Source organism: Gymnodinialimonas sp. JB5-7 (assembly GCF_055693405.1).
In genome coordinates this window covers 603,351-628,608 of sequence record NZ_JBVFUX010000004.1, presented here as the reverse complement: position 1 = coordinate 628,608, position 25,258 = coordinate 603,351, and the positions used below count along the sequence as shown (strand labels likewise).

28 protein-coding genes, 1 tRNA gene and 1 pseudogene are annotated in these 25,258 nt (G+C 59.4%); 18 read left to right on the top strand and 12 right to left on the bottom strand.

Translation table 11 applies throughout. The annotated features are described in order from the left end of the window. The 3 genes and pseudogenes from ACZ1HK_RS03925 to ACZ1HK_RS03915 all read left to right on the top strand — a co-directional run bounded on the left by ACZ1HK_RS03925 (position 1) and on the right by ACZ1HK_RS03915 (position 3,368). Positions 1–1,750: pseudogene (locus ACZ1HK_RS03925) on the top strand (L-aspartate oxidase). Further along, positions 1,747–2,703 (top strand): fumarate hydratase, encoded by a 957-nt coding sequence (locus tag ACZ1HK_RS03920; RefSeq protein WP_472627551.1) that lies wholly within the window; start codon positions 1,747–1,749, stop codon positions 2,701–2,703. Before ACZ1HK_RS03925 ends, ACZ1HK_RS03920 begins: the two are co-directional and overlap by 4 nt. After that, positions 2,700–3,368, top strand: coding sequence for a fumarate hydratase C-terminal domain-containing protein (locus ACZ1HK_RS03915; RefSeq protein WP_472627550.1), 669 nt, complete (start codon positions 2,700–2,702; stop codon positions 3,366–3,368). The genes ACZ1HK_RS03920 and ACZ1HK_RS03915 overlap by 4 nt, the downstream gene beginning before the upstream one ends. On the opposite strand, the gene ACZ1HK_RS03910 is transcribed toward ACZ1HK_RS03915, so the two are convergent. From ACZ1HK_RS03910 to ACZ1HK_RS03880, 7 genes are all read right to left on the bottom strand, one after another. Further along, entirely contained in the window at positions 3,365–4,105 is a 741-nt protein-coding gene (locus ACZ1HK_RS03910; RefSeq protein ID WP_472627549.1) for a sulfite exporter TauE/SafE family protein, read from the bottom strand. The genes ACZ1HK_RS03915 and ACZ1HK_RS03910 overlap by 4 nt on opposite strands. Then, the gene (locus ACZ1HK_RS03905; RefSeq protein WP_472627548.1) at positions 4,095–4,979 is read right to left on the bottom strand and encodes a LysR substrate-binding domain-containing protein; all 885 of its coding nucleotides are present in this window, start codon (positions 4,977–4,979) and stop codon (positions 4,095–4,097) included. The genes ACZ1HK_RS03910 and ACZ1HK_RS03905 overlap by 11 nt, the downstream gene beginning before the upstream one ends. A 117-nt stretch (positions 4,980–5,096) precedes the next feature. Continuing rightward, the gene (locus ACZ1HK_RS03900; RefSeq protein WP_472627547.1) at positions 5,097–5,852 is read right to left on the bottom strand and encodes an ABC transporter ATP-binding protein; all 756 of its coding nucleotides are present in this window, start codon (positions 5,850–5,852) and stop codon (positions 5,097–5,099) included. A gap of 15 nt (positions 5,853–5,867) precedes the next feature. Continuing rightward, complete coding sequence (locus ACZ1HK_RS03895; protein WP_472627546.1) at positions 5,868–6,626, bottom strand: ABC transporter ATP-binding protein; 759 nt, start codon at positions 6,624–6,626, stop codon at positions 5,868–5,870. Positions 6,627–6,637: 11 nt separating this feature from the next. After that, a complete protein-coding gene (locus ACZ1HK_RS03890; RefSeq protein ID WP_472627545.1) occupies positions 6,638–7,852 on the bottom strand; it encodes a branched-chain amino acid ABC transporter permease in 1,215 nt (404 codons plus the stop codon). Positions 7,853–7,856: 4 nt separating this feature from the next. Beyond that, on the bottom strand, positions 7,857–8,888 hold the full coding sequence (locus ACZ1HK_RS03885) for a branched-chain amino acid ABC transporter permease (RefSeq protein ID WP_472627544.1): 1,032 nt from the start codon (positions 8,886–8,888) through the stop codon (positions 7,857–7,859). Between the two features lie 105 nt (positions 8,889–8,993). Next, positions 8,994–10,352, bottom strand: a complete 1,359-nt coding sequence (locus ACZ1HK_RS03880; RefSeq protein WP_472627880.1) for a substrate-binding protein — start codon at positions 10,350–10,352, stop codon at positions 8,994–8,996. A 591-nt stretch (positions 10,353–10,943) separates the two neighbouring features. Here ACZ1HK_RS03880 and ACZ1HK_RS03875 point away from each other — a divergent pair. The 13 genes from ACZ1HK_RS03875 (at position 10,944) to ACZ1HK_RS03815 (ending at position 20,095) form a co-directional block, all read left to right on the top strand. Next, positions 10,944–12,245, top strand: a complete 1,302-nt coding sequence (locus tag ACZ1HK_RS03875) for a tyrosine-type recombinase/integrase (protein WP_472627543.1) — start codon at positions 10,944–10,946, stop codon at positions 12,243–12,245. Positions 12,246–12,466: 221 nt separating this feature from the next. Then, positions 12,467–12,682, top strand: a complete 216-nt coding sequence (locus ACZ1HK_RS03870; RefSeq protein WP_472627542.1) for a helix-turn-helix transcriptional regulator — start codon at positions 12,467–12,469, stop codon at positions 12,680–12,682. Next, positions 12,675–13,268, top strand: a complete 594-nt coding sequence (locus tag ACZ1HK_RS03865) for a hypothetical protein (RefSeq protein WP_472627541.1) — start codon at positions 12,675–12,677, stop codon at positions 13,266–13,268. The genes ACZ1HK_RS03870 and ACZ1HK_RS03865 overlap by 8 nt, the downstream gene beginning before the upstream one ends. Before the next feature lie 81 nt (positions 13,269–13,349). Then, a complete protein-coding gene (locus ACZ1HK_RS03860) occupies positions 13,350–13,550 on the top strand; it encodes a helix-turn-helix transcriptional regulator (RefSeq protein ID WP_472627540.1) in 201 nt (66 codons plus the stop codon). Then, a complete protein-coding gene (locus tag ACZ1HK_RS03855) occupies positions 13,540–13,911 on the top strand; it encodes a hypothetical protein (RefSeq protein WP_472627539.1) in 372 nt (123 codons plus the stop codon). The genes ACZ1HK_RS03860 and ACZ1HK_RS03855 overlap by 11 nt, the downstream gene beginning before the upstream one ends. Further along, complete coding sequence (locus ACZ1HK_RS03850; protein WP_472627538.1) at positions 13,898–14,119, top strand: hypothetical protein; 222 nt, start codon at positions 13,898–13,900, stop codon at positions 14,117–14,119. Before ACZ1HK_RS03855 ends, ACZ1HK_RS03850 begins: the two co-directional genes overlap by 14 nt. 365 nt (positions 14,120–14,484) lie before the next feature. Next, complete coding sequence (locus ACZ1HK_RS03845) at positions 14,485–14,718, top strand: hypothetical protein (RefSeq protein ID WP_472627537.1); 234 nt, start codon at positions 14,485–14,487, stop codon at positions 14,716–14,718. Next, on the top strand, positions 14,715–15,053 hold the full coding sequence (locus ACZ1HK_RS03840) for an HNH endonuclease (RefSeq protein ID WP_472627536.1): 339 nt from the start codon (positions 14,715–14,717) through the stop codon (positions 15,051–15,053). The genes ACZ1HK_RS03845 and ACZ1HK_RS03840 overlap by 4 nt, the downstream gene beginning before the upstream one ends. Before the next feature lie 91 nt (positions 15,054–15,144). After that, complete coding sequence (locus tag ACZ1HK_RS03835) at positions 15,145–16,761, top strand: terminase large subunit (protein ID WP_472627535.1); 1,617 nt, start codon at positions 15,145–15,147, stop codon at positions 16,759–16,761. Between the two features lie 110 nt (positions 16,762–16,871). Further along, positions 16,872–18,113 carry a phage major capsid protein gene (locus ACZ1HK_RS03830; protein WP_472627534.1) on the top strand — a complete coding sequence of 414 codons (1,242 nt, stop codon included), beginning with the start codon at positions 16,872–16,874 and terminating at the stop codon, positions 18,111–18,113. Then, positions 18,113–18,622 carry an HK97 family phage prohead protease gene (locus ACZ1HK_RS03825; RefSeq protein ID WP_472627533.1) on the top strand — a complete coding sequence of 170 codons (510 nt, stop codon included), beginning with the start codon at positions 18,113–18,115 and terminating at the stop codon, positions 18,620–18,622. The genes ACZ1HK_RS03830 and ACZ1HK_RS03825 overlap by 1 nt, the downstream gene beginning before the upstream one ends. After that, positions 18,619–19,839 (top strand): phage portal protein, encoded by a 1,221-nt coding sequence (locus tag ACZ1HK_RS03820; protein WP_472627532.1) that lies wholly within the window; start codon positions 18,619–18,621, stop codon positions 19,837–19,839. Before ACZ1HK_RS03825 ends, ACZ1HK_RS03820 begins: the two co-directional genes overlap by 4 nt. Further along, positions 19,820–20,095 (top strand): hypothetical protein, encoded by a 276-nt coding sequence (locus tag ACZ1HK_RS03815; protein ID WP_472627531.1) that lies wholly within the window; start codon positions 19,820–19,822, stop codon positions 20,093–20,095. The genes ACZ1HK_RS03820 and ACZ1HK_RS03815 overlap by 20 nt, the downstream gene beginning before the upstream one ends. A gap of 152 nt (positions 20,096–20,247) precedes the next feature. On the opposite strand, the gene ACZ1HK_RS03810 is transcribed toward ACZ1HK_RS03815, so the two are convergent. The 4 genes from ACZ1HK_RS03810 to ACZ1HK_RS03795 form a co-directional block, all read right to left on the bottom strand. After that, positions 20,248–21,012 carry a hypothetical protein gene (locus ACZ1HK_RS03810; protein WP_472627530.1) on the bottom strand — a complete coding sequence of 255 codons (765 nt, stop codon included), beginning with the start codon at positions 21,010–21,012 and terminating at the stop codon, positions 20,248–20,250. A 171-nt stretch (positions 21,013–21,183) separates the two neighbouring features. After that, on the bottom strand, positions 21,184–21,774 hold the full coding sequence (locus tag ACZ1HK_RS03805; RefSeq protein ID WP_472627529.1) for a DUF6932 family protein: 591 nt from the start codon (positions 21,772–21,774) through the stop codon (positions 21,184–21,186). Positions 21,775–21,970: 196 nt separating this feature from the next. Beyond that, positions 21,971–22,045: transfer RNA gene (locus ACZ1HK_RS03800), tRNA-Asn, on the bottom strand. 59 nt (positions 22,046–22,104) lie between these two features. Then, positions 22,105–22,929: an MBL fold metallo-hydrolase gene (locus ACZ1HK_RS03795; protein WP_472627528.1), complete on the bottom strand. Its 825-nt coding sequence runs from the start codon at positions 22,927–22,929 to the stop codon at positions 22,105–22,107. 170 nt (positions 22,930–23,099) lie between these two features. Here ACZ1HK_RS03795 and ACZ1HK_RS03790 point away from each other — a divergent pair, with 170 nt between their 5' ends. Together ACZ1HK_RS03790 and ACZ1HK_RS03785 are read left to right on the top strand one after the other, a co-directional pair. Then, positions 23,100–24,407, top strand: a complete 1,308-nt coding sequence (locus ACZ1HK_RS03790; protein ID WP_472627527.1) for an ATP-binding protein — start codon at positions 23,100–23,102, stop codon at positions 24,405–24,407. Between the two features lie 141 nt (positions 24,408–24,548). Beyond that, positions 24,549–25,022 (top strand): hypothetical protein, encoded by a 474-nt coding sequence (locus tag ACZ1HK_RS03785; protein WP_472627526.1) that lies wholly within the window; start codon positions 24,549–24,551, stop codon positions 25,020–25,022. Positions 25,023–25,049: 27 nt separating this feature from the next. On the opposite strand, the gene ACZ1HK_RS03780 is transcribed toward ACZ1HK_RS03785, so the two are convergent. Further along, positions 25,050–25,211, bottom strand: coding sequence for a hypothetical protein (locus tag ACZ1HK_RS03780; RefSeq protein WP_472627525.1), 162 nt, complete (start codon positions 25,209–25,211; stop codon positions 25,050–25,052). Between the last annotated feature and the right edge of the window lie 47 nt (positions 25,212–25,258).

Here is a 25,258-nt window from a genome sequence, read left to right as displayed (position 1 = left end):
ATGGTTGCGATCGAACGGCACGACACGGATATCCTGATCCTTGGCACCGGGGGCGGGTCTGTTTGCCGCGCTCCACGCGCAACAAACCGCGCCTGAGGGGACGAAAATTACCATCGCGGTCAAGGGCTTGATCGGCAAATGTGGTTGCACGCGGATGGTACAGGGCGGATACAACGTGGCCCTTGGAGGCGGCGACACCGTCGAGCGACATTTCATGGACACGATCAATGGCGGCAAATGGCTGCCCAATCAGGACATGGCCTGGCGGCTGTGCGAACAGGCCGTCGTGCGCATCCGGGAGCTGGAAAACGAAGTCGGCTGCTTCTTTGATCGCAACCCCGACGGCACGCTCCACCAAAAGGCCTTCGCGGGCCAGACCGCAGACCGGACGGTGCATAAAGGCGACCTGACGGGTATCGAGATCATCAACCGGCTGATGGAGAAGGTCCTCGCCAGCGGTGTTGAGAAGCTGCAGGAACACCGTGCGATTGGGCTTATCCCGACAAAGGACGGCTCGGCCTTGGCCGGTGTTCTTATGATTGATATGCGCACCGGCGGTTTCCGGTTTGTGCGCGCCAAGACGGTGTTGATGGCGACGGGCGGCGGCCCGACAATGTACAAATATCACACCCCATCGGGCGACAAGACGATGGATGGCATCGCCATGGCTCTGCGCGCGGGCCTCAAGTTGCGCGATATGGAGATGGTGCAGTTCCACCCCACGGGCCTTCTGGCAGGCGATCATACGCGGATGACCGGCACAGTGCTGGAAGAGGGGCTGCGCGGGGCTGGTGGGCAACTGATCAACCATGCCGGTCAGCGGTTCATGTTCGACTATGACGGCAAGGGCGAACGCGCCACCCGCGATGTCGTCAGCCGCGGGATCTATGCAGAGATGCGCAAGAACAACAATCCAGAGCAGGAGGGTGTGTTCATCTCGATGTCGCATCTCGGGCCGGATTGGGTCGCGCAGAAGTTCAAGGGCATGGTCAAGCGTTGCGCCGATAGCGGGTTCGATCTGGCGGGCGGCAAGGTCGAAGTTGTGCCAACTGCCCACTACTTCATGGGCGGTGTGGTTGTGGATGTGGATACACGGACCGAGATGGAGGGTCTCTACGTCGCTGGGGAGGATGCGGGCGGCGCCCATGGGTCCAACCGCTTGGGCGGAAATGGTGTCGCGAATTCAACAGTCTATGGTGGGATTGCGGGCGATACGATGGGGCGTGATGTCGTTGGAATGGCCTTGCGGGAACCGGACGAAGAGGTGCTGCAAGCCGAAGTCGCACGCGCGGTCTACCCGCTTTCAAAGACACCCGATCTGATCCTGCCGCTGCGCAAAGAACTGCAAGAAGTCATGTGGGAAGAGGTCGGCGTGATGCGCACCGAGGCGGGTATGAAACGCGGCCTCGACGGGATCGCAAAGGTCTCGGGCGCGCTCATGGAGGTCGGCGTGGATGACAATAATCTCGCATTCAACCTGACCTGGCACGATTGGCTGAACCTGCGGTCCTTGTGCGATGTCTCTGAGGTCATCACCAAAGCCGGCATTGCCCGCGAGAACTCCCGCGGGGCGCATTTCCGCGAAGATTTCCCCGAGGATGGCGGGCTGGAGAACAGCGATTTCACAGTGGCTCGGATGACAGGGGACACTGTTGATGTGAGCCGAGAGCCCGTCCAATTCACTATCGTTCGCCCGGGCGAGACGATCCTGCCCGATGGCGAACCCGAAACCCTGGTAGCCGCACAATGATACCTATCCAACTGATCCAGAAGTCGGCCGAAACTCTCATGGACAAGGCGGCCATTGAGATCCCGCAGGACTACCTCGACGGGTTGAAACGCGCGGCGGAGACGGAGGATGGGGATCTGTCATCGTTCGTCCTGAAAGCGATGCTCGACAACTACGAGGCCGCCAAGGAAGACCGCCGCGCCATGTGCGGCGATACCGGCGTGCCGCGTTGGTTCGTGAAGATGGGGAATGAAGCGCGGGTAGAAGGCGGCATGGTGGCCCTAGAGGCTGCATTACGCCGTGCAACGGCCAGCGCCACGAACGGTGTCCCGCTGCGCCCAAACCGGGTGCATCCGTTGTGGCGAACGGATCACAACAACAATGTCGGGATTGGCGCACCCGAGATCGAATATGGCTTTGAGCCCGAGGGCGAATGGATTGACCTGATCACCGTCCACAAGGGCGGACTTTTCGGCACCGACTACCGCATGCTGTTTCCGTCGGACGGCATTCAGGGGATCAAGCGCTTCTACCTCGACAGCTTGATGGCCTTCGGGAAGCGGGGATTGGCCTGTCAGCCCGCGATCATCGGGATTGGTCTGGGCGGCTCAAAGGACACCTGCATGGTGCTTGGCAAACGCGCCTCGATCCTGCGCACGGTGGGCAGTCGCAACAGCGACCCGCGCATCGCTGAGATGGAAGATGAGTTCAAGGAGCTTGGCAATTCAATTGGCATGGGCGCAATGGGATTTGTGGGCAAAAACATGGTGATAGACTGCAACATTGAAGTTGGTTACTGCCATACCGGGGGCATGCCGATGTCCGTGCACGCCTTTTGCCTGTCGTCGCGCCGGGCGGTTGCGCGCATCCACGTGGATGGACGGGTTGAGCATCGCACTGACCCGGATTGGTTCACCGACTATCAACGCCGTGAAACGGTGGAATGGGAACCCCAGCGGGAGGCTGCGGAATGACCGGACCTCGGGAAATCACACTGTCCACAACCCCGACGGATGAAGACATCGCTCAACTGCGCCTCGGCGATGTCGTGTACTTGTCTGGCCTGATGTACACCGCGCGCGAAGGCGTCTACATGCGCGCGCTGGAAGAGCAGGCGAATATTCCCATGGAATTGCCGTCGCAATCGGCCGCGAACTTCCATTGCTCACCCGCCGCGCGCATCAACCCCGACGGTTCCTTCGATATGGGCGCAGTCACAGCCACCGCAAGCTTTCGGTTCGCAAAGTGGTTGCCGGAATGGATGGCAAAGACGGGCGCCAAGCTGATCGTGGGCAAGGGTGGGATGTCGTCGAAAGACTACAAGGAATACTTCGTGCCGAACGGGGCCGTTTATCTCAGCACGGTTGGCTACGGCACGGGCGCGTTGCTGGGGCGTGGGGTGGAGAACGTCGAAGCCGTGCATTGGAACGAGGAATTGGGCCTTGCGCAGGCCATGTGGGTAATCAAATGCAACCGCATGGGGCCGTTCATTGTGGCCTCTGATCTGAACGGAAACTGCCTGTTTGAGCGTGAGAATGCCAAGATCGCCGAGAATGTTGCGCGGGTCTATGAGGGCACCAAACCCGCCGTTCTCAAGCGGTACGGCGAAAGCGACGACCGAACGGACGAAGTGATCTAGACGATCTCGCTCAGCAAGACGCCGATCCCCATGGCAAGGCAAAGCAAGATCAGAACGCGTCGAAAGCCCGTATCGCTGAGCCGTTTGAAGACAAAGATGCCGATCTGGGCGGCAAGCAAGCCGCTTGGGATCGTGATCGCCAGGGCCGGCAACGCGCCGTCATAGGCACCGCGAAAGAACAGCAGCGCCACCGTTGTGACAAGCATAACCATGTTGAACGGCTGCAGAACGGCGCGGGTTTCGAACTTTGTCCATGGACGCAATGACATCCACATCGACGGCAGGGCGCCCGACATGCCCGCTGCACCACCAAGAACCCCACCCAACCCGCCGACTATGCTGTCGATCACCGGGGTCGGGCGCGAGAACGCGGGCAAGGCTTTGCGAAAGGCGAAGTAGCCGCCGTAAAGGATCAGGAACGCCGCTACTCCCAGCCGCAAAACGCTTGTGTCCAACCCACTCAGCAACCAGACGCCAACGGGCACGCCAATCAAACCGGGCAAGGCAAAGCGCAACAGCCGTTTGGGATGGTCAAGAATGGCATGGCGCACAACCCACAGCCCTTGGATGCCCGCGATAACCGACATCAACGCCACAATAGCCACAGCGGTAACCGGATCCAGAACCACAAGGTAAAAGCCCAATGCAAACAATGCCGTTCCGGTTCCCGACAGTCCGTTGATAAATCCGCCAGCGCAAGCGCCTGCAACTAGGAAAAGGATGGTCTCAGGCGTCATTGGCATTTCCGATGACATGCCTCAGGGCGCTCAGAACCTCGTGGATGGCTTTGGATTTCAGGGCTGACACGGCGTGCGCCAACCCGACGATCCGCTCGGGCGCGTCGGCCCCAAGCCGAATGCGTTTGACTGGTGCCGCCTCGGCAGGTGACACAGCAAGTCTTGGCAGGATCGAGACGCCCAGATTTGCGTGCACCATGCTGGTGATCGCCTCCGGACTGTCGAGTTCCATCGTCTCCCGAACCTCCACGCCCTGCTCAATGATCCAATTGTCAATCAGCGTGCCGACGACAGCGTTGCGGTTGAACCGGATATAGGGCCGGCTCGCAAGCAGGAGGAGAGGATCGTCATGGTGTTCATCGGGGGAGGCGATCAGTTCCAACGGTTCATGGGCAAGCTCATGGAAGGTGAGACCGGTTGGCAGAAGGTGCGGTTTTGAAGTGATGGCCGCATCCAGATCGCCGCGCTGCAGATCAGCGAGAAGCGCGCTGGTCAGCCCGGTTCGGATGTGCAGACCAACTTCGGGGAAACGGGCTTTGAGAATGGCCATGGCCTGTGGTGTCAATCCCGTCAATGTGGTCCGCAAAGCACCCAGTTTGAAGGTGCCATTCAGTCCGTCATCCGAAAGAACGGCATCGACCAACCCGTCATAGTCGGCAATCAAACGGCGGGCCCGTTCGACCACCTGTAGGCCCGCAGGCGTCAGGGTCGGGGTGCGTTTTGAGCGGTCAAACAAGGCAAGGCCAAGATCATCCTCAAGCGTGCGCATCTGCTGGCTGACGGCAGCATGGGTGACGTGCACGGCTTCGGCCGCAGCGCTGAAGGTCTTTGTATCAGCGACGGCCACCAGTGTCTTGAGAAGGCGTATGGTCATGTGAAAGTCAGGCTTACGGTATTTCGCCGAAATACGCGCAGGTTGTAAGCGGGACTTCAACAGAAATCGGCCCGCGGAACGTGCCACGGGCCGTGTGACTTCTAACGGCGAGATGCCTCAGATCGCGAGGTACTCTTCACGCAATTCCTTGTTGTCGAGCACTTCTTTGGCCGATCCATCAAAGACCACGCTACCGGTGTCGAGGATAACCGCACGATCAGCCAGGTTCAGGGCCGCGACGGCGTTCTGTTCGACAATCACCGTGGTGATACCCTGTTCGCGGATCACATCGAGCGTCTTGGCGATTTCCTGAACGATCACGGGGGCAAGGCCCTCATAAGGTTCATCAAGCAGCAGGACCTTCACATCCCGCGCCAAGGCGCGTGCGATGGCCAGCATCTGCTGTTCTCCGCCCGACAGCGTTACGCCCTCTTGCTTGCGACGTTCGCCGAGACGCGGGAACAACTCATACAGCCGCTCAAACGACCAGCCGATGGGCGGGGCGATTTGGGCAAGCTTGAGGTTTTCCTCAACCGTCAGACCGGGAATGATGCGCCGATCCTCAGGCACCAACCCGATGCCTGCACCAGCCGCCTGATGGCTCTTCATGTTGTGCAACGGCTGGTGATCCAGCCAGATCTCGCCATGGCGCAGCTCTGGGTCATCAACCCGCGCAATGGTGCGCAAAGTCGATGTCTTGCCAGCCCCGTTCCGGCCCAGAAGGGCAAGGATTTCGCCCTCGTGCACGTTAAAGGAGACGTGCTGGACGATGTAGCTTTCGTCGTAATAGGCGTCGATTTCCCAGACCGAAAGAAAGGCGGGGGCGTGTGAGGAATAGTTCGTCGACTTGTCGAACTTCGGCTTCTCGTTCATGTCCTTGTCCCTTCCTCAGACCTGCGCTTCGCCAAGATAGGCTTCGCGCACCTTGGGATGGCCTTTGATGTTTTCGGGCGTGTCCTCCACCAACGGTGTGCCTTGTGCGAGCACCGTGATCCGGTCGGCAAGCGAGAAGACCACGTGCATGTCATGCTCGATGATCGCCATGGTGATGTTGCGCTTGTCCTTGATCTCTTTGAGGAGCTCGATCGTGTTGTTGGTGTCGGCGCGCGCCATACCAGCGGTCGGCTCGTCCAGCAGCAGAAGGCGCGGTTGCTGAACAAGACACATGGCCATTTCCAGACGCCGCTTGTCGCCGCGCGAGAGAGAACTTGCCTGCATGTCCCGCTTTTCGAGCATGTTGACCTCGTCCAGCATTTCTTCGGCCTCGGTGTTGAGTGCCTTTTCCGAAGGGATGCTGATGAATGCCTTCAGGCTGTACGATCCGTCACGCCGGGCGAGGCAAGGAATCAGCATGTTCTCCATCACCGTCAGATCACCGAAAATCTCGGGCGTTTGGAACACACGGCTGATACCCATCTGGTTGATCTCGTGCGGCTTGCGGCCAAGGACGTTCTTTTCCTCGAACGTGACCGACCCTGTATCCGGGATCAGCTTGCCGACCAGCACGTTCAGCAAGGTCGATTTGCCTGCCCCGTTTGGTCCGATGATCGCGTGGCAGCTGCCTTCCTGGACCTCGAGGTTCACATTGCCCAAGGCTTGAAGGCCGCCAAAGCGCTTATTGATGTTCTGGACTTCAAGAATTCCCATCCGTCCTCTCCTTACTCACCGGGGCCCGGTTGGGCGGCTGCATTTGGGGGCGTTGCGTCGGATTGGCGGCGTTTGCGGCTGAACAAGCCGTAAATCCTGCGTCCGCCTTCGACGATTCCACCCGGCAGGAAGATCACGACCGTCATGAACACCAGGCCAAGGGTCAGGTGCCAGCCTTTGCCCACGAAGGGGTAGAGGATGTTGACCATGAAGTTCTCCAGACCGTCCGGCAGACCACTGAACCATTCATGCAGGATGGTCGAGTTGATGGTGGACACGATCGCTTCAAGATAGGTGATCACACCTGCGCCCAGGATCGGGCCGATCAACGTGCCAACACCGCCCAGAATGGTCATCAGAACGACCTCGCCAGAGGCTGTCCACAGCATCCGCTCGGCACCCGCCAGCGGGTCCATAGAAACCATCAGGCCGCCTGCAAGGCCCGCGAACATGCCGGAAATCACGAAGGCTGCCAGCGTGTAGGGCCGGGCGTTGAGGCCAGTGTAGCTCATCCGGCTTTGGTTCGATTTCACCGCGCGCAGCATCAGGCCAAAGGGCGACCGGAACAGGCGGATCGTGAAGTAGAAGGCAAGTGCGAAGATAACGGCGGCGAAGTAGTATCCGACCGAGAAGGTGAACGACCACGCGCCCAGGTCCAACGTTGTGTTGCTGTTCATGGGCAGGCCAAACAGATGCGGCACAGGGATATTGCCCTCGGCCGTTTGCTGGGTGCCGATGATGCGCGGATCATCGAGGGCCAGCTGCAGCCCGGTTTCGCCGCCGGTGATGGGGGTCAGAACCGAATAGGCAAGGCTGTAGCACATCTGCGCAAAAGCCAGTGTCAGGATCGAGAAATAGATGCCCGAGCGCCGCAACGAGATGTAGCCGATCAGCAGAGAGAACAGGCCCGCCGCAATGGTGGATACGATCAAGGCGGGAAGGACGTTCATCGTCAAAAGCTTGAACATCCAGACCCCAGCGTAGGAGCCCACACCCAGGAAAGCGGCGTGACCGAAGGACAGATACCCCGTCAGACCGAAGAGGATGTTGAAGCCCACCGCAAACAGGCCGAAGATCACCAGCCGCTGCATCATGTCGGGGTAGCCTGCATTGAATTGCGCAAGCCCCGAGGTTTCAGGGAAGGGGTTGAGGAAGAAGGGGGCGAAGATCAGCATCACCAGCACAATGATGTAGAGGCGTGCGTCTTTTGCGTTCAGACCCAGCATGTTCTTATTCCTCCATCACGCCCTTGCGGCCCATCAGGCCACGCGGACGGGTCAGCAGAATGACGATTGCGACAAGGTAGATAACCACCTGGTTGATGCCCGGGATCAGCTCGATGATCCACGACATGGAGGCAAAGCTTTGCAGGATGCCCAAGAGGAAGCCCGCGGCGACCGCGCCGGGCAGGGACCCCATGCCGCCGACGACCACCACCACGAAGCTCAGGACAAGGAAGTCCATCCCGATATGGTAGTTGGGTGACAGGATCGGCGTGTACATCACACCTGCGAGCCCTGCCACAATGGCGGCTATCGCGAACATGGTGACGAAGCGCTTGTCGATGTCGATGCCCAGTAGGCCGACCGTTTCCCGGTCTGCCATCCCGGCGCGCACTACCATCCCGAAGGTGGTGAATTGCAGGAAGGCAAAGACAAGGCCGATGATCAGCGCAGCAAAGAAGAAGTAGACGAGGCGCCAATAGGGATACATGACGGCGAACGGGTCGAAGCCAAGAAGCTGACCCACATCGAACGAACCCACAAACGCCTCAGGTGCTGGGGTCGGGATCGGGTTGGCGCCGTAGAAGGCCTTGATGATTTCCTGCAGGACGATGGCTAGGCCGAATGTCACAAGGATCTGGTCAGCATGGGGACGCTTGTAGAAGAACCGGATCAGGCCCCGTTCCATCGCGATCCCGATCAGCGCCATGACTGGGATGGCAACCACGACCGAGATTGGGACGGACCAGTCAATCAACCAATTGCCGACACCTTCTCCGAACCAGTAAACGACGTAGGGCGTGTCGACCATCATAACATTGCCAAGGAAGTCGGTCCGCGTCGGATCCTCAACCTCGAACGAAATGCCAAACAGCATGTTCAGCGTAACCGCAATGAACGCGCCCATCATGAAAAGTGCGCCGTGGGCGAAGTTCACAACACCAAGCGTGCCGAAGATGAGCGTCAGGCCAAGTGCGATCAGCGCATAGGCCGACCCCTTGTCCAATCCGTTCAGCAACTGAAGGATGATCGATTCCATTGTCCCTGGATCCCCAAAAAGCTGCGCTGCACACAAGGCGCGCAGTGTCAGAGTAGATCCGGGCGCAGCATGGCGCCCGGATCGAATGGTTTGATAGCCCTGGGCTTACGCGCCCGGGTTACAGGAGCCGAGCTGGCCCTCGACGAAGTCGGGGTGGTCGACGGCATAGGTGACCTGGTCACGGGCCGTAACTTCCACGATTTCGAGAAGGTCATACTCGTTGTCCGGGTTCTCTTTACCACGCACAACCAGCACGTCTTTGAAGCACTGGTGGTCTTCGGCACGGTAAAGGGTCGGGCCGTTGCCCAGACCGTCGAACTCGAACCCTTCGAGCGCTTCGACAACCGCACAGGGGTTGAACGAACCGGCCCGCGTGACCGCGTCTGCATAAAGCAGCGTCTGCACGTAGCAGGTATGGGCGGCCTGCGACGGCGGGAAGCCGTACGCGGTGCCGAACGAGCGCGTGAAGGCCTGGCTGCCTTCGTCGGGCAGGGACCAGTGCCAGTTGGTCGAACCGTGGATGTTCGCAATCGCGGAGCCGGCACCCTGCGCCATCAGACGCGAGAAGAGCGGAACCACAACAGCGAAGTCCTTGCCGTTGGCCTGCATGTCGCGCAGACCAAACTGCACAGCCTGCGTCAGCGAGTTGACCATGTCGCCACCGTAGTGGTTCAGGATCAGCACGTCGGCGCCCGAGTTCGCGACCGGTGTGAGGTAGGACGAGAAGTCGCCCGCGCCCACGGGCGTGAGGACCGAGTTCACCGTCTCCCAGCCAAGGTTTTCGGTGTAGGTGCGGATCGACCGCTCCTGGCTCCAACCCCAGTTATAGTCGGCGGTCAGGTGGTAGGCGCGACGGTCCGAGCCGTAGAGGCCTTCGAGGATCGGCGCGAGCGCCGAGCCGGTCATCTCCGTGTTGAAGAAGTGACGGAAACCGTTGGCACGGCGGTCCTTACCGGTCGTGTCGTTGGCGTGGGTCAAACCCGCCATGAAGATCACGCCAGCATCCTGACACAGGCCCTGAACGGCCACAGCCACACCAGAGGACGAACCACCAGTGATCATGATCGCGCCATCACGCTCGATCATCGAACGCGCAGATGCACGTGCGGCGTCGGAGTTGGTTTGCGTGTCACCGGTCACAAATTCGACGCGGCGGCCAAGAATGCCGGTGCCGTCGAGGTTGCGCTCGGAGAAGGTGTTCAGCATGCCACCATCGCCTTCACCGTTCAGGTGCTGAACGGCCAGCTGATAAGCGCGCAGTTCGTCCGCACCCTCGTCAGCGTAGGCACCGGTCTGGGGCACGTTAAAGCCCAGAGTAACCGAGCTGTCGCCTGGTGCGTTGGTGAAACCGGTATGGCCGTCGGCCCAAACTGCTCCGGTAAACAGGGTCGGTGCTGCCAAAGCAACACCCGTTGCGGCGCCGGTCTTCATGACCCCGCGACGCGAGACTTTCGAAAAACTCATGTATTCCTCCCATGGTTTAAGCATTTGCGCATCCTCCCGCACAAAGGCTCGCGCAAACCATGGCGGACGAAACTTTTATAATCCACGACGCACCACTCGCGGAAGATCGTTTTGTGACAAAATTTACAAATCAGGGTGCGTGGCTGTAAATTTTCGTTACAGCCTGCCGCTTTTCTGGGCCATTGGACGGTGGGCCCTTTGAAGCTCCGCTCAAGTCTGGGTGAGCCACTTGGTTTTGCCTACAACCGCCTCGCTCACACAGAAAACCGAGGGTATCATCATAGGCAAAGTGGCCTGCGTTCGCGCGAAACAATGCATGCGCAAGCGGTTTGCAATGAATACGGCTTAGCGTGTTTGCGAAATTCACAATGCCAAAAAGCTTCAGATGTTACAGGGAAAATTGGCTCCGGCGGTAAAACGCATTTTTCTATCCGATCCGGTTTCAATAGGAACGATACCGTCCAAAATCACACATTATTTTCAATGTTCTGTAGTCCGCATTGGTAGCCATTAGTCCAAACTCGTGTTGACCGGTCCAAACCCAAAAGGTAGCCAAGAAAAGGTAGCCAAATTGCCTGAAAGGTAGCCAAGATGAAGCCCCGGAACTTGTTGCACGCAGTAGCTTTGAAGCACTTGCCGGACGGCAATCACCATGACGGCGGGGGCCTCTACTTCCGGCGGCGCGGCAATTCCGCATCATGGGTGCTGCGCTACACAAGCCCGACCACGAAGAAGCGGGCATGGCACTCGCTGGGCACGTTTCCCGATCTAGGCTTAAACGAAGCCCGCACGGCGGCAGGGCAACAGCGGGCCATCTTGATCGGCGGCGAAGACATTGCGGAGGTAAAGCGCGAGCAAGTTGCGCACTTTGCCCGGATCAACGTGACCTTCGAAGAACTGGCGTTGGATTTTTTCGAAAAGAACAAGGCCGGTTGGTCGAAGAAGAACCGGGAAGGTCGATGGCTGACGGAATTGAAGAACCACGTCTTTCCCAAAATCGGCCGCATGGCGCCGAAGGACGTGACGGCGGCAATTATACACGACACTCTGGCACCGATTTGGAACGAGATGCACCCAACTGCGGAAAAGGCGCTCACCAAGACTGGCATGGTGTTGCGGCACGGCGAAGCGCATCGCCTCGAATGCAGCCAACGGGAAGCGCAGTTGGCCCGTGACCTTCTGGGCGCACCGGATCATTTTGAACGCCAACACGCTTCCATGGCATTTTGGGACGTCCCTAAATTCTACGCAACGCTGGGCGACTCGATCACGCATTTGGGATTGCGGTTCCTGATCCTCACGCTCGGTGGTCGTGCAAGCAACGTTCGGTTGGCCACATGGGACCAGATCAAAGGCGACACTTGGGAAATCCCGCGCACTGCCATGAAGACAAAGAAACGCCGCACCCGTGGGAAGACCGCTCCGCACGTCATTCCTCTGTCTGACCATGCACAAGAGGTTTTGGACATGGCCGCGCGTTGGCGCACAGATGAAAGCAATCTGATTTTTCCGCGTCGGTCTCAGTATCGTCTTCGTGGTGAATTCCGCGTTATCCCAATCTCGGATGGCACGTGGTCCAAATTCATTCGCGACAACGGTTGGCTTGAAGAACGCAACCCGGATGAAACAGCGATGGACCTTGATATTCGCGCGCCGACGCCGCACGGATTTAGACACACGTTCGCAAATTGGTGCGGCAACGGAAAAATTCATGACCGCTTCCTTGCCGAGACATTGCTGGATCATGTGGTGCGCGGTGGCGACATGGGCACCTACTGGACCAGCCAAATTGCCGACCAACTTCGTCCGTTGTTGGACGATTGGGGTGCGTTTGTAAGCGGTGGAGAACCCGCTTCCAACGTGACGCGCTTGCCGATTGTAAATAGCAATTAATCCACAACTTTCTGTAACGCACCGCATTGAACCTTCCCGGCCTAAACGGCACGCTGGTCGGGAAGGGGCAGAACCTGTAACCCCAGCGCAAAAGAAAACTGTAGGTGGCCAAAGGCGTCGGGTGGGGAACTATCCGCACACCAGTGTTTGGGCGCGAACGAACACTTTCCTAACATAGCTAGTTTGAATGCACGCGTGCGCGTGTTGGAGGAGGTTCCGCCATGAACGATATTAACCCCAACGACCGTTACATTGATCTGCGTGGCCTGTCGGCGATGCTGGGCGGTCGCGCAAAGAGCACGATCTACAACGATCTGCGTCAGGGTAATCTGCCCCAGCCATTCAGGATCGGGCGCTCAGTCATGTGGCGCGAAAAGGAAATCCACGATTTTCTTGCGCAGCGCCGTGACAGCCAAGGGGTGCGCAGTGATGGCTGACGGCAAGTATTTGATTGGGCGCTACGGCTTTCGTGTCACCACCATTTTGGCGGCTGCGCTCAACAGTGTGACCAAGCGGAAGCTGAAAAAAGGTTATGGCCCGCGCCTCCAGGCCATGGCGCACCCTCAAAATCAAGAACTGATGGACGATGCCATGGACCTTTACAGCAAGGTTGAGCCTGAAACACGACAAGAGCGCGCGGCAGGGGTCAAAATCGTGCGTGATTTCATGCGGAAGATGGATGGAAGCAACTGTGCCCAGCGAATCGCTGGCCGCGCTGTAAACGGACAGCAGGCCATTGACGAAGCGCGCGAGTCGGGCGACGTCGCAGTCCTTCGTCACCCCGTGGAAGCATTCCGTGAGGCCGTGGAAGCCGTAGAAAATGGGCACACAAAAGCCCTGCACCATGACATTGTGCTATGGCTGAGTGGTTGGGCGGATGAACACGGCATTCCAGTATCGGACAGCAATGGGTCGGTCTTCGTGACGGCCCTTGCCGGTCTATACGAGGTGTATGACGTCGAAACGCAGGCCGAAAGCGGCGCTCGTTGGATTGTCAGGCAGCGCTGGGACAAAAGCGCCTAAAAAAACCGTGTTTTGTCCCGGTGACAGGGGGCAAAATATGCACATGCTAGGGGGCAACCTTTTGACCACAGGGTTGCCACGATGCCTGCCAAAGACCCCGAAATTGAAATCTGGAACGCCGCCGATCTGGCGCGGCTTCTGGGCGTGTCCGTGGCCACGATCAACCGCTACGTCGACTCGGGAAGTTTGCCGAAGCCCTTGAAGCTGGGACGGGACCGACTGTGGATCAAGTCTGAGGTGATTGCCCACATTCTGGCCAAGGCCAAGCGCGATGAAGAGTGAGGTTGTCCTTCACCCTGCCGCCACGGCCTTCAACGACGCGCTCGTCCGCTGGAAGTGGTGCGAACTGCGCGACGTTTTGGAAGCCGATCTGACGGAAGATCAGCGTGGCCTGTTGCTGACGGCCACGGCGCTACGGTGCCACCCGGATACAGTCCAAACCGTCATTGGCGCGATTGAGGAAGGGGTTTGTGGGCCTCTGCCCGTCTTGTGGGACCGTATGGGCGAGTTTCGGTGGTGGGCGTCCACAGCGTCCCGTCAGGACTTGAAGGCGTGCGCCGCCGCCTGTGCCGAGCATCTGACCCGAAAGGACCGCGACGGTCTCTCCAATTATCTGCGGAAACTTGGCCATGACCAACTTTGAGATTGAACGCGCGGCGCATTACTGGCCCGCCGTTGTGGATCGGGCCAAGCCCGGATGGGAACGCGATTTCGCCACCGGCATGGCGCAACAACTGCGCCGCCGGAATTGGCGTCCTTCGCCCCGCCAATGGGAAGTGATGGAACGCATGGTGGCCGAGGTGGCCCCGTGCATGGACGACGAAGCGTCCCTTATCGAAGACTGGTTTTAGAAGGCGTGACCCCGCGCACGTAACGCGGGGCCAAACTGGTGGACGGCAGCTTTAGCGGGCGAACGGTGGCACCAGTGAGGAAAGGCCTACCACGGGGTGGGACCACAGGCCAAGCGCAGACCGAAAGAGCGAAGCGCGGTCCCTAGGGCACGATCCAGCCCGAAAAGTAGCGCTCAACTCTGACGGCCAAGGATCACACGACCGGCACGTCAGAGGCCCAAAAGCGGGGGCTGGCTCCGAAGAGCAGGTCAACATGCGGCGGGTATAGGGTCTAGCCTCTGGCGTTCCACGTGAATTGCCGGGGGTTAGTCGACCTATGCCCGTCCACAAGGGCTTCACCAAAGAGCAGATACAAGGGTTACTTCATGCGAGACGACACTGGAAACGATTACCCGGCTGACACGATCATGCAGACGTTGGTCGTTATGGCCTGCGCAAAGGCGAACTTCGTGGCGGCGCAGCGTCTCGGTGACCCCACCATGATCCAGCGCACGCGTGAGCATCTGGATTACGTGGAACAGGCGCGCGCGCTTCACACCCCCAACGTCCCGGCCTTGGGTGCCTTGGAGGGATGGGACACCTTGAAGGTGGACGCATGAGCCGGGGCTGGGGACGGGATACGCACAAGGTCTACGGCACGGCCAAGTGGCAGAGGCTACGGCGCTACAAGCGCAGCCTCAACCCGCTGTGCCAACTGTGTGAGCGGCGTGGGATATGGGAAGCGGCCACGCAGGTGGACCACCTCATTCCGTTGTCCAAAAGTGGAGGCTGGTATCCGCATCCTGACCAGCTTCTAAGCCTTTGCAACGCCTGCCACGCGGACAAGACAGCACGTGAGCGCAGCGGTGATAGCACACGGTCCAACTTCCGTGGGTCTGACGTCTCAGGTGCGCCTCTGGACCCGCACGACCCGTGGAATTCTGACCCGCCGTGACCAAGGGGGGCTTCGCATCACCGGCCTCGACGCGGCTACAGCGACCACACCCACTCTCCACAGATTTATTTAACCAAAAGGTGAAATACTTATGGCTCAACGCGGCGCAGGCGCATTGTCACGGGAAGCCCGCGCGGAACTGCGCGCGGAAGCCCCGGACGTGTTTGCGTGGCAGGCCGAAGGGCTTTCACGAGCCGAGCGTGTCATCGCGTTTCTTGAAGAACTGCCGATTTCGCAAGGATCGCTGGCCGGGTCCACCCTTTGGCTGCGGGATTGGCAACGGGAATGGATTGAAACGGTCTATCGCACCGATGACGACGGCCACAGGCCCGTGCGAACGGCGCTTCTGTCAGTGGCGCGGAAGAATGGGAAAACCCAACTCTGCGCAGGTTTGGCGTTGTGTCACCTTTTGGGGCCGGAAGCCGAAACCCGTGGCGAGGTCTACAGCGCGGCCAACGACGTGGCCCAGGCGGGCAAGCTGTTTTCCGAAATGGAAGCAATCATTCGGCTGCGCCCGGACATGCAGTGGCGCACGAACGTCACCCGGTTCCGGCGTATGATCGAGGTTATGGAAGGGTACGGCGCGGGAAGCGTCTTCGCGGCCCTGTCGGCAGACGCCACCACGAAGCACGGTCTCAGCCCGTCATTCTGCGTTGTGGACGAATACGGACAGGCCAAGGGGTCGGCACTCTTTGAAGCCTTGGACACGGCCATGGGCGCACGTGACGAGCCGCTAATGGTGGTTATCAGCACACAGGCCGCGTCTGACGTCGCCCCTATGTCTCAGCTTGTGGACTACTGCGAAAAGATCAACGCGAGTGAGGTGGTGGACCCGTCATTCGCTGGGGCGGTCTACAGCGCGCCTCTGGACGCAGACATTTACGACCCTGTGACATGGGCCATGGCCAACCCTGCGCTGGGGGACTTCCGGTCTCTCTCGGACGTGGAACGGCAGGCGGAACAAGCGCGGCGGATACCGGCGAAGGAACACGCGTTCCGTAACCTTTTGCTCAATCAACGGGTGGACGCGCACGTGCGCTTCCTCTCGGCCAGCGAATGGGACGCAAATGGGGGGGAGATCGACGCAGCCCTTGGCGGCAAATGCTTCGCAGCACTGGACCTGTCCGCGAGCCGTGACCTTACGGCCTTCGTGATGGTCTTCCCGGACCAGTCGGGCGGCTTTGACGTCCTGAGCCGGTTCTTCCTGCCCGAGGCCAACCTGCGTGAGAGGGCCGAACAAGACCGGGTTCCCTATGACGTCTGGGCGCGTGAGGGGCACCTGACAGCCATTCCCGGCCCGGTGGTTGATCCCGCCTTCGTGGCCGAGGCCATGGCAGAGGCAGCGGACGACTATGACATTCAATTGGTGGCCTATGACCGGTGGCGCATGGACCTGTTGCAGAAGGAACTGGACGCGATTGGCGTTAGGCTCACTCTCGAACCGTACGGGCAGGGTTTCAGGGATATGGCACCGGCGGTGGACACTCTGGAACGGCTGGTGGTGGAACGGAAGTTGCGCCACGGGATGAACCCCGTTCTTCGCATGTGCGCCGCCAACGCAGTGGTCACAACGGACCCGGCGGGCAACCGGAAGCTGGACAAGTCGAAGGCCAACGGGCGCATTGACGGGCTTGTTGCGTTGGCCATGGCGCTGGCCGTCGCGGATCGGGCAAAGCCGAAACCGGAACCCAAACTCTATATCCTTTGATGCACTGGGTAGTCGTTTTCTTTCAATGCGTTGCAGTATTTTCCTCATGTTCTAAATGAACACGAAATCTCTATCCTGTCTGGCACATTTTCAAATGAAAGGTTGCCAGTATGGGCATTCACGACACCATGGAACAGCGGAACGCCCTGCTAAGCGATATGCAGGCGATCCTCGACAAGGCCGATAGCGAAAAGCGCGATCTGAACCCGGAAGAGAAATCCCGGTTCGACAAGCTGGACGGCGATATGAAGACGTTGGATGAGCGCCGGGTCCGCGAACAGCGCGTGCGCGAATATGAACGCCGCACCGAAGAGGCCGAACACGTTACCGGCCCCCGCACGGACCAGCCCGAACTGCGCGGCTATTCGTTGGCCAAGGCAATCCGTCAGGGCAAGGACGAAAAGCTGGACGGTTTGGAAGCCGAATGGCACCAGCACCTTGTGGAAGAGCGCGGCGGTTCCAATGGCGTCATGGTTCCGACTGAATACTTGCTCGGCGGTGAAACCCGCGCTGTAACCACCACGACCCCCGGCACCGGCCCAGGTTCCAACATGGTGGCCACCGATTTGGCAGCTATGACCGACCGCCGCCGTCCCGCGCTGCGCGTTCAACAGCTTGGCGCGTCCGTTCTTCGCAATCTCAACGGCGATATGGACCTTCCACGTCTTGCCGGGTCCGGCACCTCCCACTGGGTAAGCGAACACAACAACACTACGCGTTCCGATGCCTCTTTCTCGAAGAAGACGGCCAGCCCCAAGACCGTGAGCGGCGAATACGAAATGTCCCGCCGCATGATCCTGCAAAGCCAACAGGCGATTGAGCCGATTTTGCAGCGCGATCTGGCCCTTATCCTTGCTCAGGCCGTGGACGCGGCTGCAATCAAGGGCGGTGGAGCGAACGAGCCGACCGGCATTCTTGTGGACGGTGACGTGACCGCAACGGCTAGCGCAGGTGCAGACATTGGCACGGATACGTCCTTGCTAATGCAAGAGTTGGAAATTGATGACGTCTTTGACGAGGCGGCGTTCCTGACCAACCCCAAAATCGCCCATGAAGCGCGCGTGACCCGTGACACCACCGGCCAGCCTCTTCCGACCGGATGGTTCTGGCACGGACGCCCCTTCGCCCTGTCTTCGCAGGTGGGCGATACCGGCACCGCCAACGAGTATCCGATCATTTACGGCGCGTGGTCCAACCTGTTCCTGTCCTACTGGTCGGGCGTGGACATTCTGCAAAACCCGTATCACGCGGACGTCTCTTCCAAGGGCGGTCTTCTGTTGCAGGCGTTCCTTGATATGGACGTGACCGTGCGCCACCCGGAAGCCTTTGCCTACGTCAATCGGGCGCTCTAATGGAACGCCGGGACGCCCCACTAGAAGTCCGCGCCAAGGACCGCAAGCTGGAAGGTTATGCGGCGGTCTTCAACGTGGAAGCCCGTATTCAACCGGGCATGATCGAGCGCATTGCGCCGGGGGCGTTCACGTCAACTCTTTCGCGGGGGCGGGACGTTCTTGCCCTTGCGGACCACGACCCCAAACAGGTCTTGGGTCGGACTAAATCCGGCACCCTGCGCCTCGGCCAAGATACGCATGGGCTGGCGTTTGAACTGGACGTGCCCAACACGCGCACTGGCCGGGACATTCTGGAACTAAGTGAGCGCGGCGATCTGGGCGGCATGTCTTTCGGTTTCAGCGTGGTCGATGACGATTGGCAAGACGAACTGCGCGAGGTGCGCGACGTCATCCTGCATGAAATCAGCGTGGTCTCGTCCTTCCCGGCATACGCACAGACCACTGTGACCAGCCGCGCCGCCTTTGATCTGGCCGAACGCCGGTTGCGGCTTCTGAGGTTGCGCGCATGAGTTTCTTTGACCGCTTCCGCCGGGGCGAAAAACGCCGCGCCGTGAAAGCCTCTGACCCATACCTTCACCAGTTTCTCGGCAATCGTGGCGGCATGGTGAGCCACGTCGATGCCAGCCGGGCGTCCGGGCTGGCCGTGGCGCACGCCTGCATTTCGCTGATTTCCCAAAACCTCTCGGCGGTCCCGTTGAACGTCTACCGGACGGGCCGGGATGGGGGCCGGGAACTGGCCACGGAACACCCCGTTTACAGCCTGTTGCAGAATGAAGCCTGCGACGGGATGACGGCATACGAAGCGCGCGAGGCGTTGATTGCGGACCTACTCATTCACGGGAACGCCTACGCCAAGCTGCAATGGAACGGGCGCGGTCAAGTGGTCACCCTGACACCGCTCGCACCCGGTAGCGTTGCTATCCAACGTCTGACGTCCCGAGACGGGCTACGCTACCGGGTGACCCATCCAGACGGACGCACGGAAACGCTATTGAACGACGAGATCCTGCACATTCGCTACCGGCTGGACCATGAACGCATTCTCGGCCTGTCACCGCTGGCAATCGCCCGTGAGACGTTCAACGTGGCGCTGGAACAATCCCGCCAAGCCTACAAACAGGCGCAGCACTCTATGCGGTCTGAGGGTGTCCTTACGTTTGAACACGAAATGGCCGACGACGCGATTGATCGGGCAATTGCCCAAGCCTCTGCCACCATCGACAACGCCAGCAGCGGTCGCCCAGGTATCATGGTGTTTTCAGGCTCGGGCAAATACAGCCCCATGAGTTTCAGCCCCAAGGACGCGGAATTTCTGGAAAGCCGGAAGCTGACCAATCTGGACGTCTGCCGGGTCTTCAACGTCCCGCCTTCGTCAGTCGGCATTCCCGACTCGATGACCTACAGCAACGCCGCCGAAGAGGGGCGCACGCTGGTGAGCCGGTGTTTCTCACCTATGGCCCGCCGGGTGGAAGCCGCCATGAACAACGCGCTTCTGACAGCCACAGGTCGCAAGACCTTCCACATTGAACACGACATGTCCGGTCTCATGCGCGGCGATCTGCAAGCGCGGTATGAAGCGTTCGGTCTGGCCCGGACCAACGGTTGGCTATCGGTCAACGAAATCCGCGAACTGGAAGGCTACGGACGGATTGAGGGCGGCGACCGCTACCTTGAACCGCTCAACATGACGGGGGCAGGTGAAGCCGATGCCAATTCGCTGGAATGAGGTCGACAACCGATGGGAAGGCGATGGGAAGACGGACGCAATCGTCGTTCTGACTTACGCGGACCTACCGAGCCCCACTACTGTGGAACCCGGAACGCTGGCCTTTGTGGTTTCTGACCCGGTGGAGGGCTTGAACGGCCCCACACGGCGCTTGGGCGCGCGCTTGGCGGATCGGCGCAGTATTGGCGTGGCACCTGAGTTGGAAGTGCTGTTTCTCTATGCGGTCTGCGCGTGGGCCGTCTGGGCCACGCTTTGAAGAATAAGCCACTGGGCACGTGACCGGTGGCGAATGGGCAACCCAAGGGCTGCGTTTGAATTGGACGCGTAAGGGTTCTCGGCCACTGCCCGCCGCTGGCCCCGTTCATGTAACCGGCCCATGACTGGGGGCGGGGCCGGTGGTAACCGACGTCAATCTAGGTCGCGTAAATCCGTCATGATGTAGGAAACGCTTATTGTTCCGTCAGGCTTTCGTATCGTCGCGATATCAAGGCTGGCCATGAATTTGTTGCCCAGCACTATGCCGTCTCGCTGTTCAATTCTTTCGAGATAGTCTTGGCTGATCTGTTCGCCGAACTTGCCGGTCACTACAGAGGCGTCGCCGGTCCGGCGGAATTCAAACGTTCTCTTGATCGGTGACAATCCGACCAAAACGCCAGTCCAAACCTCTTCATCGACTTGGACGTTAGCGTTCGCGATGCGCTCTCTCGCCCTCTTTATTGCCTGTTGTCCGAAGCTGAGTGATTTGTCTGGCAGATTGGTCTTAAAGGTCGCGTCGTTCTTGCCTAGGAGGTCAAAGAATTTGCCAACAGCATTGAACACGCGCGGATCAACCCGCTCAATGTCGACAAGAAACTCGTCATCGTCGGCTTGCGTAAGTTCCTCGAACAATGACGTCGCTTGATCCAAGACTTCGCGAAGCTGCGTCTTCACCACGCTTGCCTGACTTGCATTCTGTTCTTCCAAGACAAACCCAAACGAGCCGGTCGCAAGCCCGCGAACGTTCAAGCTGGCATATTCTGCATCCCGGACCTTACCACGCGCCTTCAAAGCGCCTTTTCCAGCGGCAAAGAGTCCTGTCACGATTGCTTGGAACCTGATCAACGCCTTTCCCGCGAATTCGGCGTCGATTGCTTCAGTTCCGACTACTGGTCCGCCGTCAAAAAGAACGGCCACCTCTGCAACATGCGTGTCTGCCTCTTCGGCAAGCTTGAGTTGTGCGCTGACGTCATCAAGGCGCGCGGCAAAGCTCAGGCTTCTCCAACGACGTCGTCGTCTTCGCGCGCCTCAACCACCAGCGTCTTCAATTCGGCCTGTTGGCGACGGAGAAACGCAATATCCATGATGTCAGACATCAAACAGCCTCCGTATTTCAGCCTCAACAGCGGCAAATTCCATTGGGTCAGTTGCTAGAGGGATATCAAGCAATCCTTTCTTTTCGGTGGATCGCTTGATGTCGCTAAACAGCCCAAACCAATACGTCACGCCACGCACAATGGTACGTGCAACAGCGTCTAGGTCTATAGCATATGTGTCGCAACCGAACTGGGCTTTCATTAGATCGGCGCGAAAGTAGGTGGGTTCAAGCTTAGATCGATAGTCGGCTTTCCACTGGTCAGGTTTGTTTGAGTAAGCCATTGGGCGGTTAAACAAAGTGACAATGTCGATGTCGCTAGGTGGACGTCCACGGGTCACTTCGGCGTGTTCGACGAAACTACCATCCAACCATTGTGATCCGGACACAAAGCCGCCATCGAAAAGGTGTTTCCTGTAGGCATTTAGTCCCAGTAGCAGTCGGGCGCGTTCGCTGGATGTGCAAAATCGTTCTACAACATCCGACATTTCCGCGCGGTACGGTGAACGCGCTGACGGTAGGGTCGGATCGTCACCAACGAACGGTGGCAAGGTCCCGTTCGAAGCAAATGGTGGGATTCGCATTGATAATCCTAGCTTTTTCCCAACGTGGCCGCGCTTTGGTTACGAATTCAAGCCAGTTGCCCGGAATTTCACGTTTTTTTGCGAAGTTTGGTCGCACACCATCCACTGGGAAGTGAAATTCTGGTATCCAAAGTGGTATCCAAAAAATCCTACGGATGGGCAAGCAATTGAAATTGCGTCATAAATTAGGATTGTTTGGCTCCGGCGGTAGGGATCGAACCTACGACCAATTGATTAACAGTCAACTGCTCTACCGCTGAGCTACGCCGGAACTGAGGGCGCGTATAGCAAGGCGATTTTGGGCCGTCCAGTAGGTGAAACCGGAAAATTTCACTCGCGCGTAAAAGTGGTGTCCGCGGCGATGGGACCGTCACTTGCGATCAAGGAGCGTTCGGAAAGATCGATCAGGTGTGCAAGGACGTTTCGGGCTGCGGCAGGCAAGAGGGCGGGAGCCACGTCGGTGTAGATGTGCGCGGCGAGGGTTTGGGCATTTGACGGACCTATCTCCGACAACGCTGCGAGAATCTGCGCCTCCCGGCCCTTGCGGTGCGTCATCAACTCTTTGCAGCGGGCAATCGGGTCCAAGATCGGGTCGCCGTGGCCCGGATAGTAGACCGTGTCGCCCTCCCGCATGATGAGCCGTTTCAAGGACCCCATGAATTGGGTCATGTCGCCGTCCGGGGGCGAAACAAGCGATGTTGACCACCCCATCACCAAATCACCTGAAAACAACGCACCGTCCCAGGCGAAACTCAAATGGTTGGCCATGTGCCCGGGCGTTGGGATCACGTCGATCCGGCCCCACGGCCCATCAATCTCGCTCCAGGCTGCGAGCGGCTCATCAGGTGCAAATGAAAGGTCCACGCCTTCTCCACCGCCAACAAGCCCCCCATCGGCAAGCCCCTGCATCACCGGGCTGCGCCCCCAGTCGGAGGGGCCAGCCGCATAGATCGGCGCGCCGGTTGTCTCGGACAGAGGGCGTGCCAGCGGTGAATGATCCAGGTGCGAATGGGTGACAAGGACCTGCACGATCCGCTCTCCCGGGGATAATGCAGCAAGAATTGCATCGTGATGGGCCGGGATGGCCGGGCCGGGGTCAATGACCACCACGTCGCCCTCGCCAACCAAATAGGTTTGTGTGCCGGTATATGTCATGGGCGACGGGTTCGGTGCCGTGACGCGACGCAAACCGGGCTTCAAGCGATCATGGGGCAGGGGCCGGGCCTCCGGTCTGATGGGCGGGAACGCCGTTTCGGACGACTATATTGGTGCGGTCGGGCGCGTCAAACCTGTCACGTCCTGCACAGACCGGTTATAGGCAAGCCATGCGGATTGAGCGTTGGATCAAACAGTTTCTGCCCCGTGGCCTTTATGGGCGCGCGGCGCTCATCCTGATCGTCCCTGTTGTTACCATTCAGCTTGTCGTCAGCTCCGTCTTCTTGCAGCGCCATTTCGAAGATGTGGCCGAGCAATTGTCGCGCGCGCTCAGCCTTGATCTGAACCTCATTTTGCAGACCTGGGACAGCCAGGGGCCCGATGCCGCAGCGGACGTGGCCGAGGCCTTGGAGATTGAGATCGGAGAGCCGCGTTTTGAGGGCGGCACCCAGCGGTATTTCTACGATATCTCAGGGATAACCGTGGGTGACGTGATAGAGGCCATGGTGCCGGGAACGGTTGGGATCGACCTGCGCAGCAATCAAAGCGAAGTGCAGATCCTCGTCGATCGCGGTGCTGCCGCGCCTGTCGCGTTTACCACAGCACGGCGGCGGGCATCATCCCCGGCGCCACACCAATTGCTGGTGATCATGGTGGCAACCGGCATCTTGATGACGCTTGTGGCCTACTTGTTCTTGCGCAACCAGTTGCGACCGATCCGAAGGCTTTCCGGGGCGGCGGAAGCGTTCGGCAAGGGACGGTCGGTTGATTATCACCCCTCCGGCGCGACCGAAGTACGCTCTGCCGGTCATGCGTTTCTTGACATGCGCGCCCGCATCGAAGGGCATATGGAACAGCGTACGTTGATGTTGTCTGGCGTCAGCCATGATCTGCGCACCCCTCTGACCCGCATGCGCCTCGCATTGGGCATGATGGAGGAGGGGCCTGACCGCGAAGATCTGATCCAGGACGTTGAAGAGATGGAGGCACTGCTCAACACCTTCCTCGATTTCGTTCGGGGTGAGGCACTGGATGACCCGGAGCCGAGCGACCCTGTCGCTGTTGCAACAAAGGTCGTCGAAAATGCGCGCCGCGGTGGGAATGAGGTGGACTTTGCGGCGTCTGAAGACGCGCAGACCGTACTGATGCGCCCGATGGCCGTTCAACGTGCGCTGATGAACCTCGTCTCCAACGCATTGCGCTATGGAAACCGTGCTAAAGTGGGAGTGACGCTTCTGGACCGCGCATTACAATTCACGGTGGAGGATGACGGCCCTGGTATCCCCGAAGAACGCCGCGCCGACGCCTTGCGACCCTTCATTCGCCTCGATGAAGCGCGCAACCAAAACAAAGGCTCTGGGGTTGGTTTGGGGCTTGCGATTGCCGACGATATTGCACGCAGGCACGGCGGTCGGCTTGCTCTCGGCCAGAGCGCGTCCATGGGCGGGCTGAAGGTGGAGCTGACGCTGCCGCGCTGACCTATCCTTTTCGCTATGCTTTCTGCGCAGCACCCTTGCGGTCCCAATGGCAATCGCACGGATGCCCTTGACGCATCTGCTCAAAACTCTCGACTATTCAATCTGTTACCTGCTCACACGCTTCGCAAAAGGAAATTTGGAATGCACATCAAGACCCTTGCTCTTGCCTCATTGGTCACGCTGGCCGGAACGGTCGCCGCTTCGGCGCAGCAATGCCCCGCCCTCGGGTCCACCGGCAGTGTCGTGGACGTGGATGGATCGTCGTTGAACCGTGGCATCCGCACCGAAGTGATCGCTGGCACGCAAATCGACGCTTGGGACTGTGAAGCGTTCTATATGGTGGGCTACGTGAACGTGGCGCCGACCCTGACCCTGCGTCTGACCAATGCGGCGGCTCGCGGGTTGGAAGTGGTTGCGGAAAGCGATTGTGATCCGACCCTGTTGATCGAGCTTCCAACAGGCCAGATCGCATTCGATGATGACAATTCCACCATAGGACGCGGCCTTGACCCAGCGATCCCGCTTCCAGCGATGGATGATGGCACGTACAACATCTGGGTAGGCTCGTACCGCAACAGCTATTGCCTGACGACGCTGCGCATTCGCTACCGCTGAGAACGAAAGCGGACGCGCCGGACAGCCCTAGGTTCGGCGCGTTTGCAGTAAGGCGCGCGTGGCCTCAGCGGCCAATCTCTCGTGCGCGTCGGCCCGCGCGCGGCGGGTTTCGCCGCCAATCCAATCCGCGCCCGCACGATCAACCGCCCGTGCGGAGGCATGGTTGAGCATGAATAAGAAAAGCTTCAATCGATCCATCGGCACCCTCTTGGTGACGTGAGGGTCGTTCAACGAGC

What these genes read in the sequence shown, in the direction of transcription:
- ACZ1HK_RS03830 (WP_472627534.1), top strand. Translation starts at nt 16,872, where the DNA reads ATGGGCATTCACGACACCATGGAACAGCGGAACGCCCTGCTAAGCGAT.
- ACZ1HK_RS03905 (WP_472627548.1), bottom strand. Translation starts at nt 4,979, where the DNA reads ATGACCATACGCCTTCTCAAGACACTGGTGGCCGTCGCTGATACAAAG.
- ACZ1HK_RS03840 (WP_472627536.1), top strand. Translation starts at nt 14,715, where the DNA reads ATGAGCCGGGGCTGGGGACGGGATACGCACAAGGTCTACGGCACGGCC.
- ACZ1HK_RS03795 (WP_472627528.1), bottom strand. Translation starts at nt 22,929, where the DNA reads ATGACATATACCGGCACACAAACCTATTTGGTTGGCGAGGGCGACGTG.
- ACZ1HK_RS03815 (WP_472627531.1), top strand. Translation starts at nt 19,820, where the DNA reads ATGCCAATTCGCTGGAATGAGGTCGACAACCGATGGGAAGGCGATGGG.
- ACZ1HK_RS03785 (WP_472627526.1), top strand. Translation starts at nt 24,549, where the DNA reads ATGCACATCAAGACCCTTGCTCTTGCCTCATTGGTCACGCTGGCCGGA.
- ACZ1HK_RS03805 (WP_472627529.1), bottom strand. Translation starts at nt 21,774, where the DNA reads ATGCGAATCCCACCATTTGCTTCGAACGGGACCTTGCCACCGTTCGTT.
- ACZ1HK_RS03855 (WP_472627539.1), top strand. Translation starts at nt 13,540, where the DNA reads ATGAAGAGTGAGGTTGTCCTTCACCCTGCCGCCACGGCCTTCAACGAC.
- ACZ1HK_RS03880 (WP_472627880.1), bottom strand. Translation starts at nt 10,352, where the DNA reads ATGAGTTTTTCGAAAGTCTCGCGTCGCGGGGTCATGAAGACCGGCGCC.
- ACZ1HK_RS03790 (WP_472627527.1), top strand. Translation starts at nt 23,100, where the DNA reads ATGCGGATTGAGCGTTGGATCAAACAGTTTCTGCCCCGTGGCCTTTAT.
- ACZ1HK_RS03870 (WP_472627542.1), top strand. Translation starts at nt 12,467, where the DNA reads ATGAACGATATTAACCCCAACGACCGTTACATTGATCTGCGTGGCCTG.
- ACZ1HK_RS03910 (WP_472627549.1), bottom strand. Translation starts at nt 4,105, where the DNA reads ATGACGCCTGAGACCATCCTTTTCCTAGTTGCAGGCGCTTGCGCTGGC.
- ACZ1HK_RS03920 (WP_472627551.1), top strand. Translation starts at nt 1,747, where the DNA reads ATGATACCTATCCAACTGATCCAGAAGTCGGCCGAAACTCTCATGGAC.
- ACZ1HK_RS03895 (WP_472627546.1), bottom strand. Translation starts at nt 6,626, where the DNA reads ATGGGAATTCTTGAAGTCCAGAACATCAATAAGCGCTTTGGCGGCCTT.
- ACZ1HK_RS03875 (WP_472627543.1), top strand. Translation starts at nt 10,944, where the DNA reads ATGAAGCCCCGGAACTTGTTGCACGCAGTAGCTTTGAAGCACTTGCCG.
- ACZ1HK_RS03885 (WP_472627544.1), bottom strand. Translation starts at nt 8,888, where the DNA reads ATGGAATCGATCATCCTTCAGTTGCTGAACGGATTGGACAAGGGGTCG.
- ACZ1HK_RS03865 (WP_472627541.1), top strand. Translation starts at nt 12,675, where the DNA reads ATGGCTGACGGCAAGTATTTGATTGGGCGCTACGGCTTTCGTGTCACC.
- ACZ1HK_RS03900 (WP_472627547.1), bottom strand. Translation starts at nt 5,852, where the DNA reads ATGAACGAGAAGCCGAAGTTCGACAAGTCGACGAACTATTCCTCACAC.
- ACZ1HK_RS03860 (WP_472627540.1), top strand. Translation starts at nt 13,350, where the DNA reads ATGCCTGCCAAAGACCCCGAAATTGAAATCTGGAACGCCGCCGATCTG.
- ACZ1HK_RS03915 (WP_472627550.1), top strand. Translation starts at nt 2,700, where the DNA reads ATGACCGGACCTCGGGAAATCACACTGTCCACAACCCCGACGGATGAA.
- ACZ1HK_RS03835 (WP_472627535.1), top strand. Translation starts at nt 15,145, where the DNA reads ATGGCTCAACGCGGCGCAGGCGCATTGTCACGGGAAGCCCGCGCGGAA.
- ACZ1HK_RS03890 (WP_472627545.1), bottom strand. Translation starts at nt 7,852, where the DNA reads ATGCTGGGTCTGAACGCAAAAGACGCACGCCTCTACATCATTGTGCTG.
- ACZ1HK_RS03820 (WP_472627532.1), top strand. Translation starts at nt 18,619, where the DNA reads ATGAGTTTCTTTGACCGCTTCCGCCGGGGCGAAAAACGCCGCGCCGTG.
- ACZ1HK_RS03825 (WP_472627533.1), top strand. Translation starts at nt 18,113, where the DNA reads ATGGAACGCCGGGACGCCCCACTAGAAGTCCGCGCCAAGGACCGCAAG.
- ACZ1HK_RS03845 (WP_472627537.1), top strand. Translation starts at nt 14,485, where the DNA reads ATGCGAGACGACACTGGAAACGATTACCCGGCTGACACGATCATGCAG.
- ACZ1HK_RS03850 (WP_472627538.1), top strand. Translation starts at nt 13,898, where the DNA reads ATGACCAACTTTGAGATTGAACGCGCGGCGCATTACTGGCCCGCCGTT.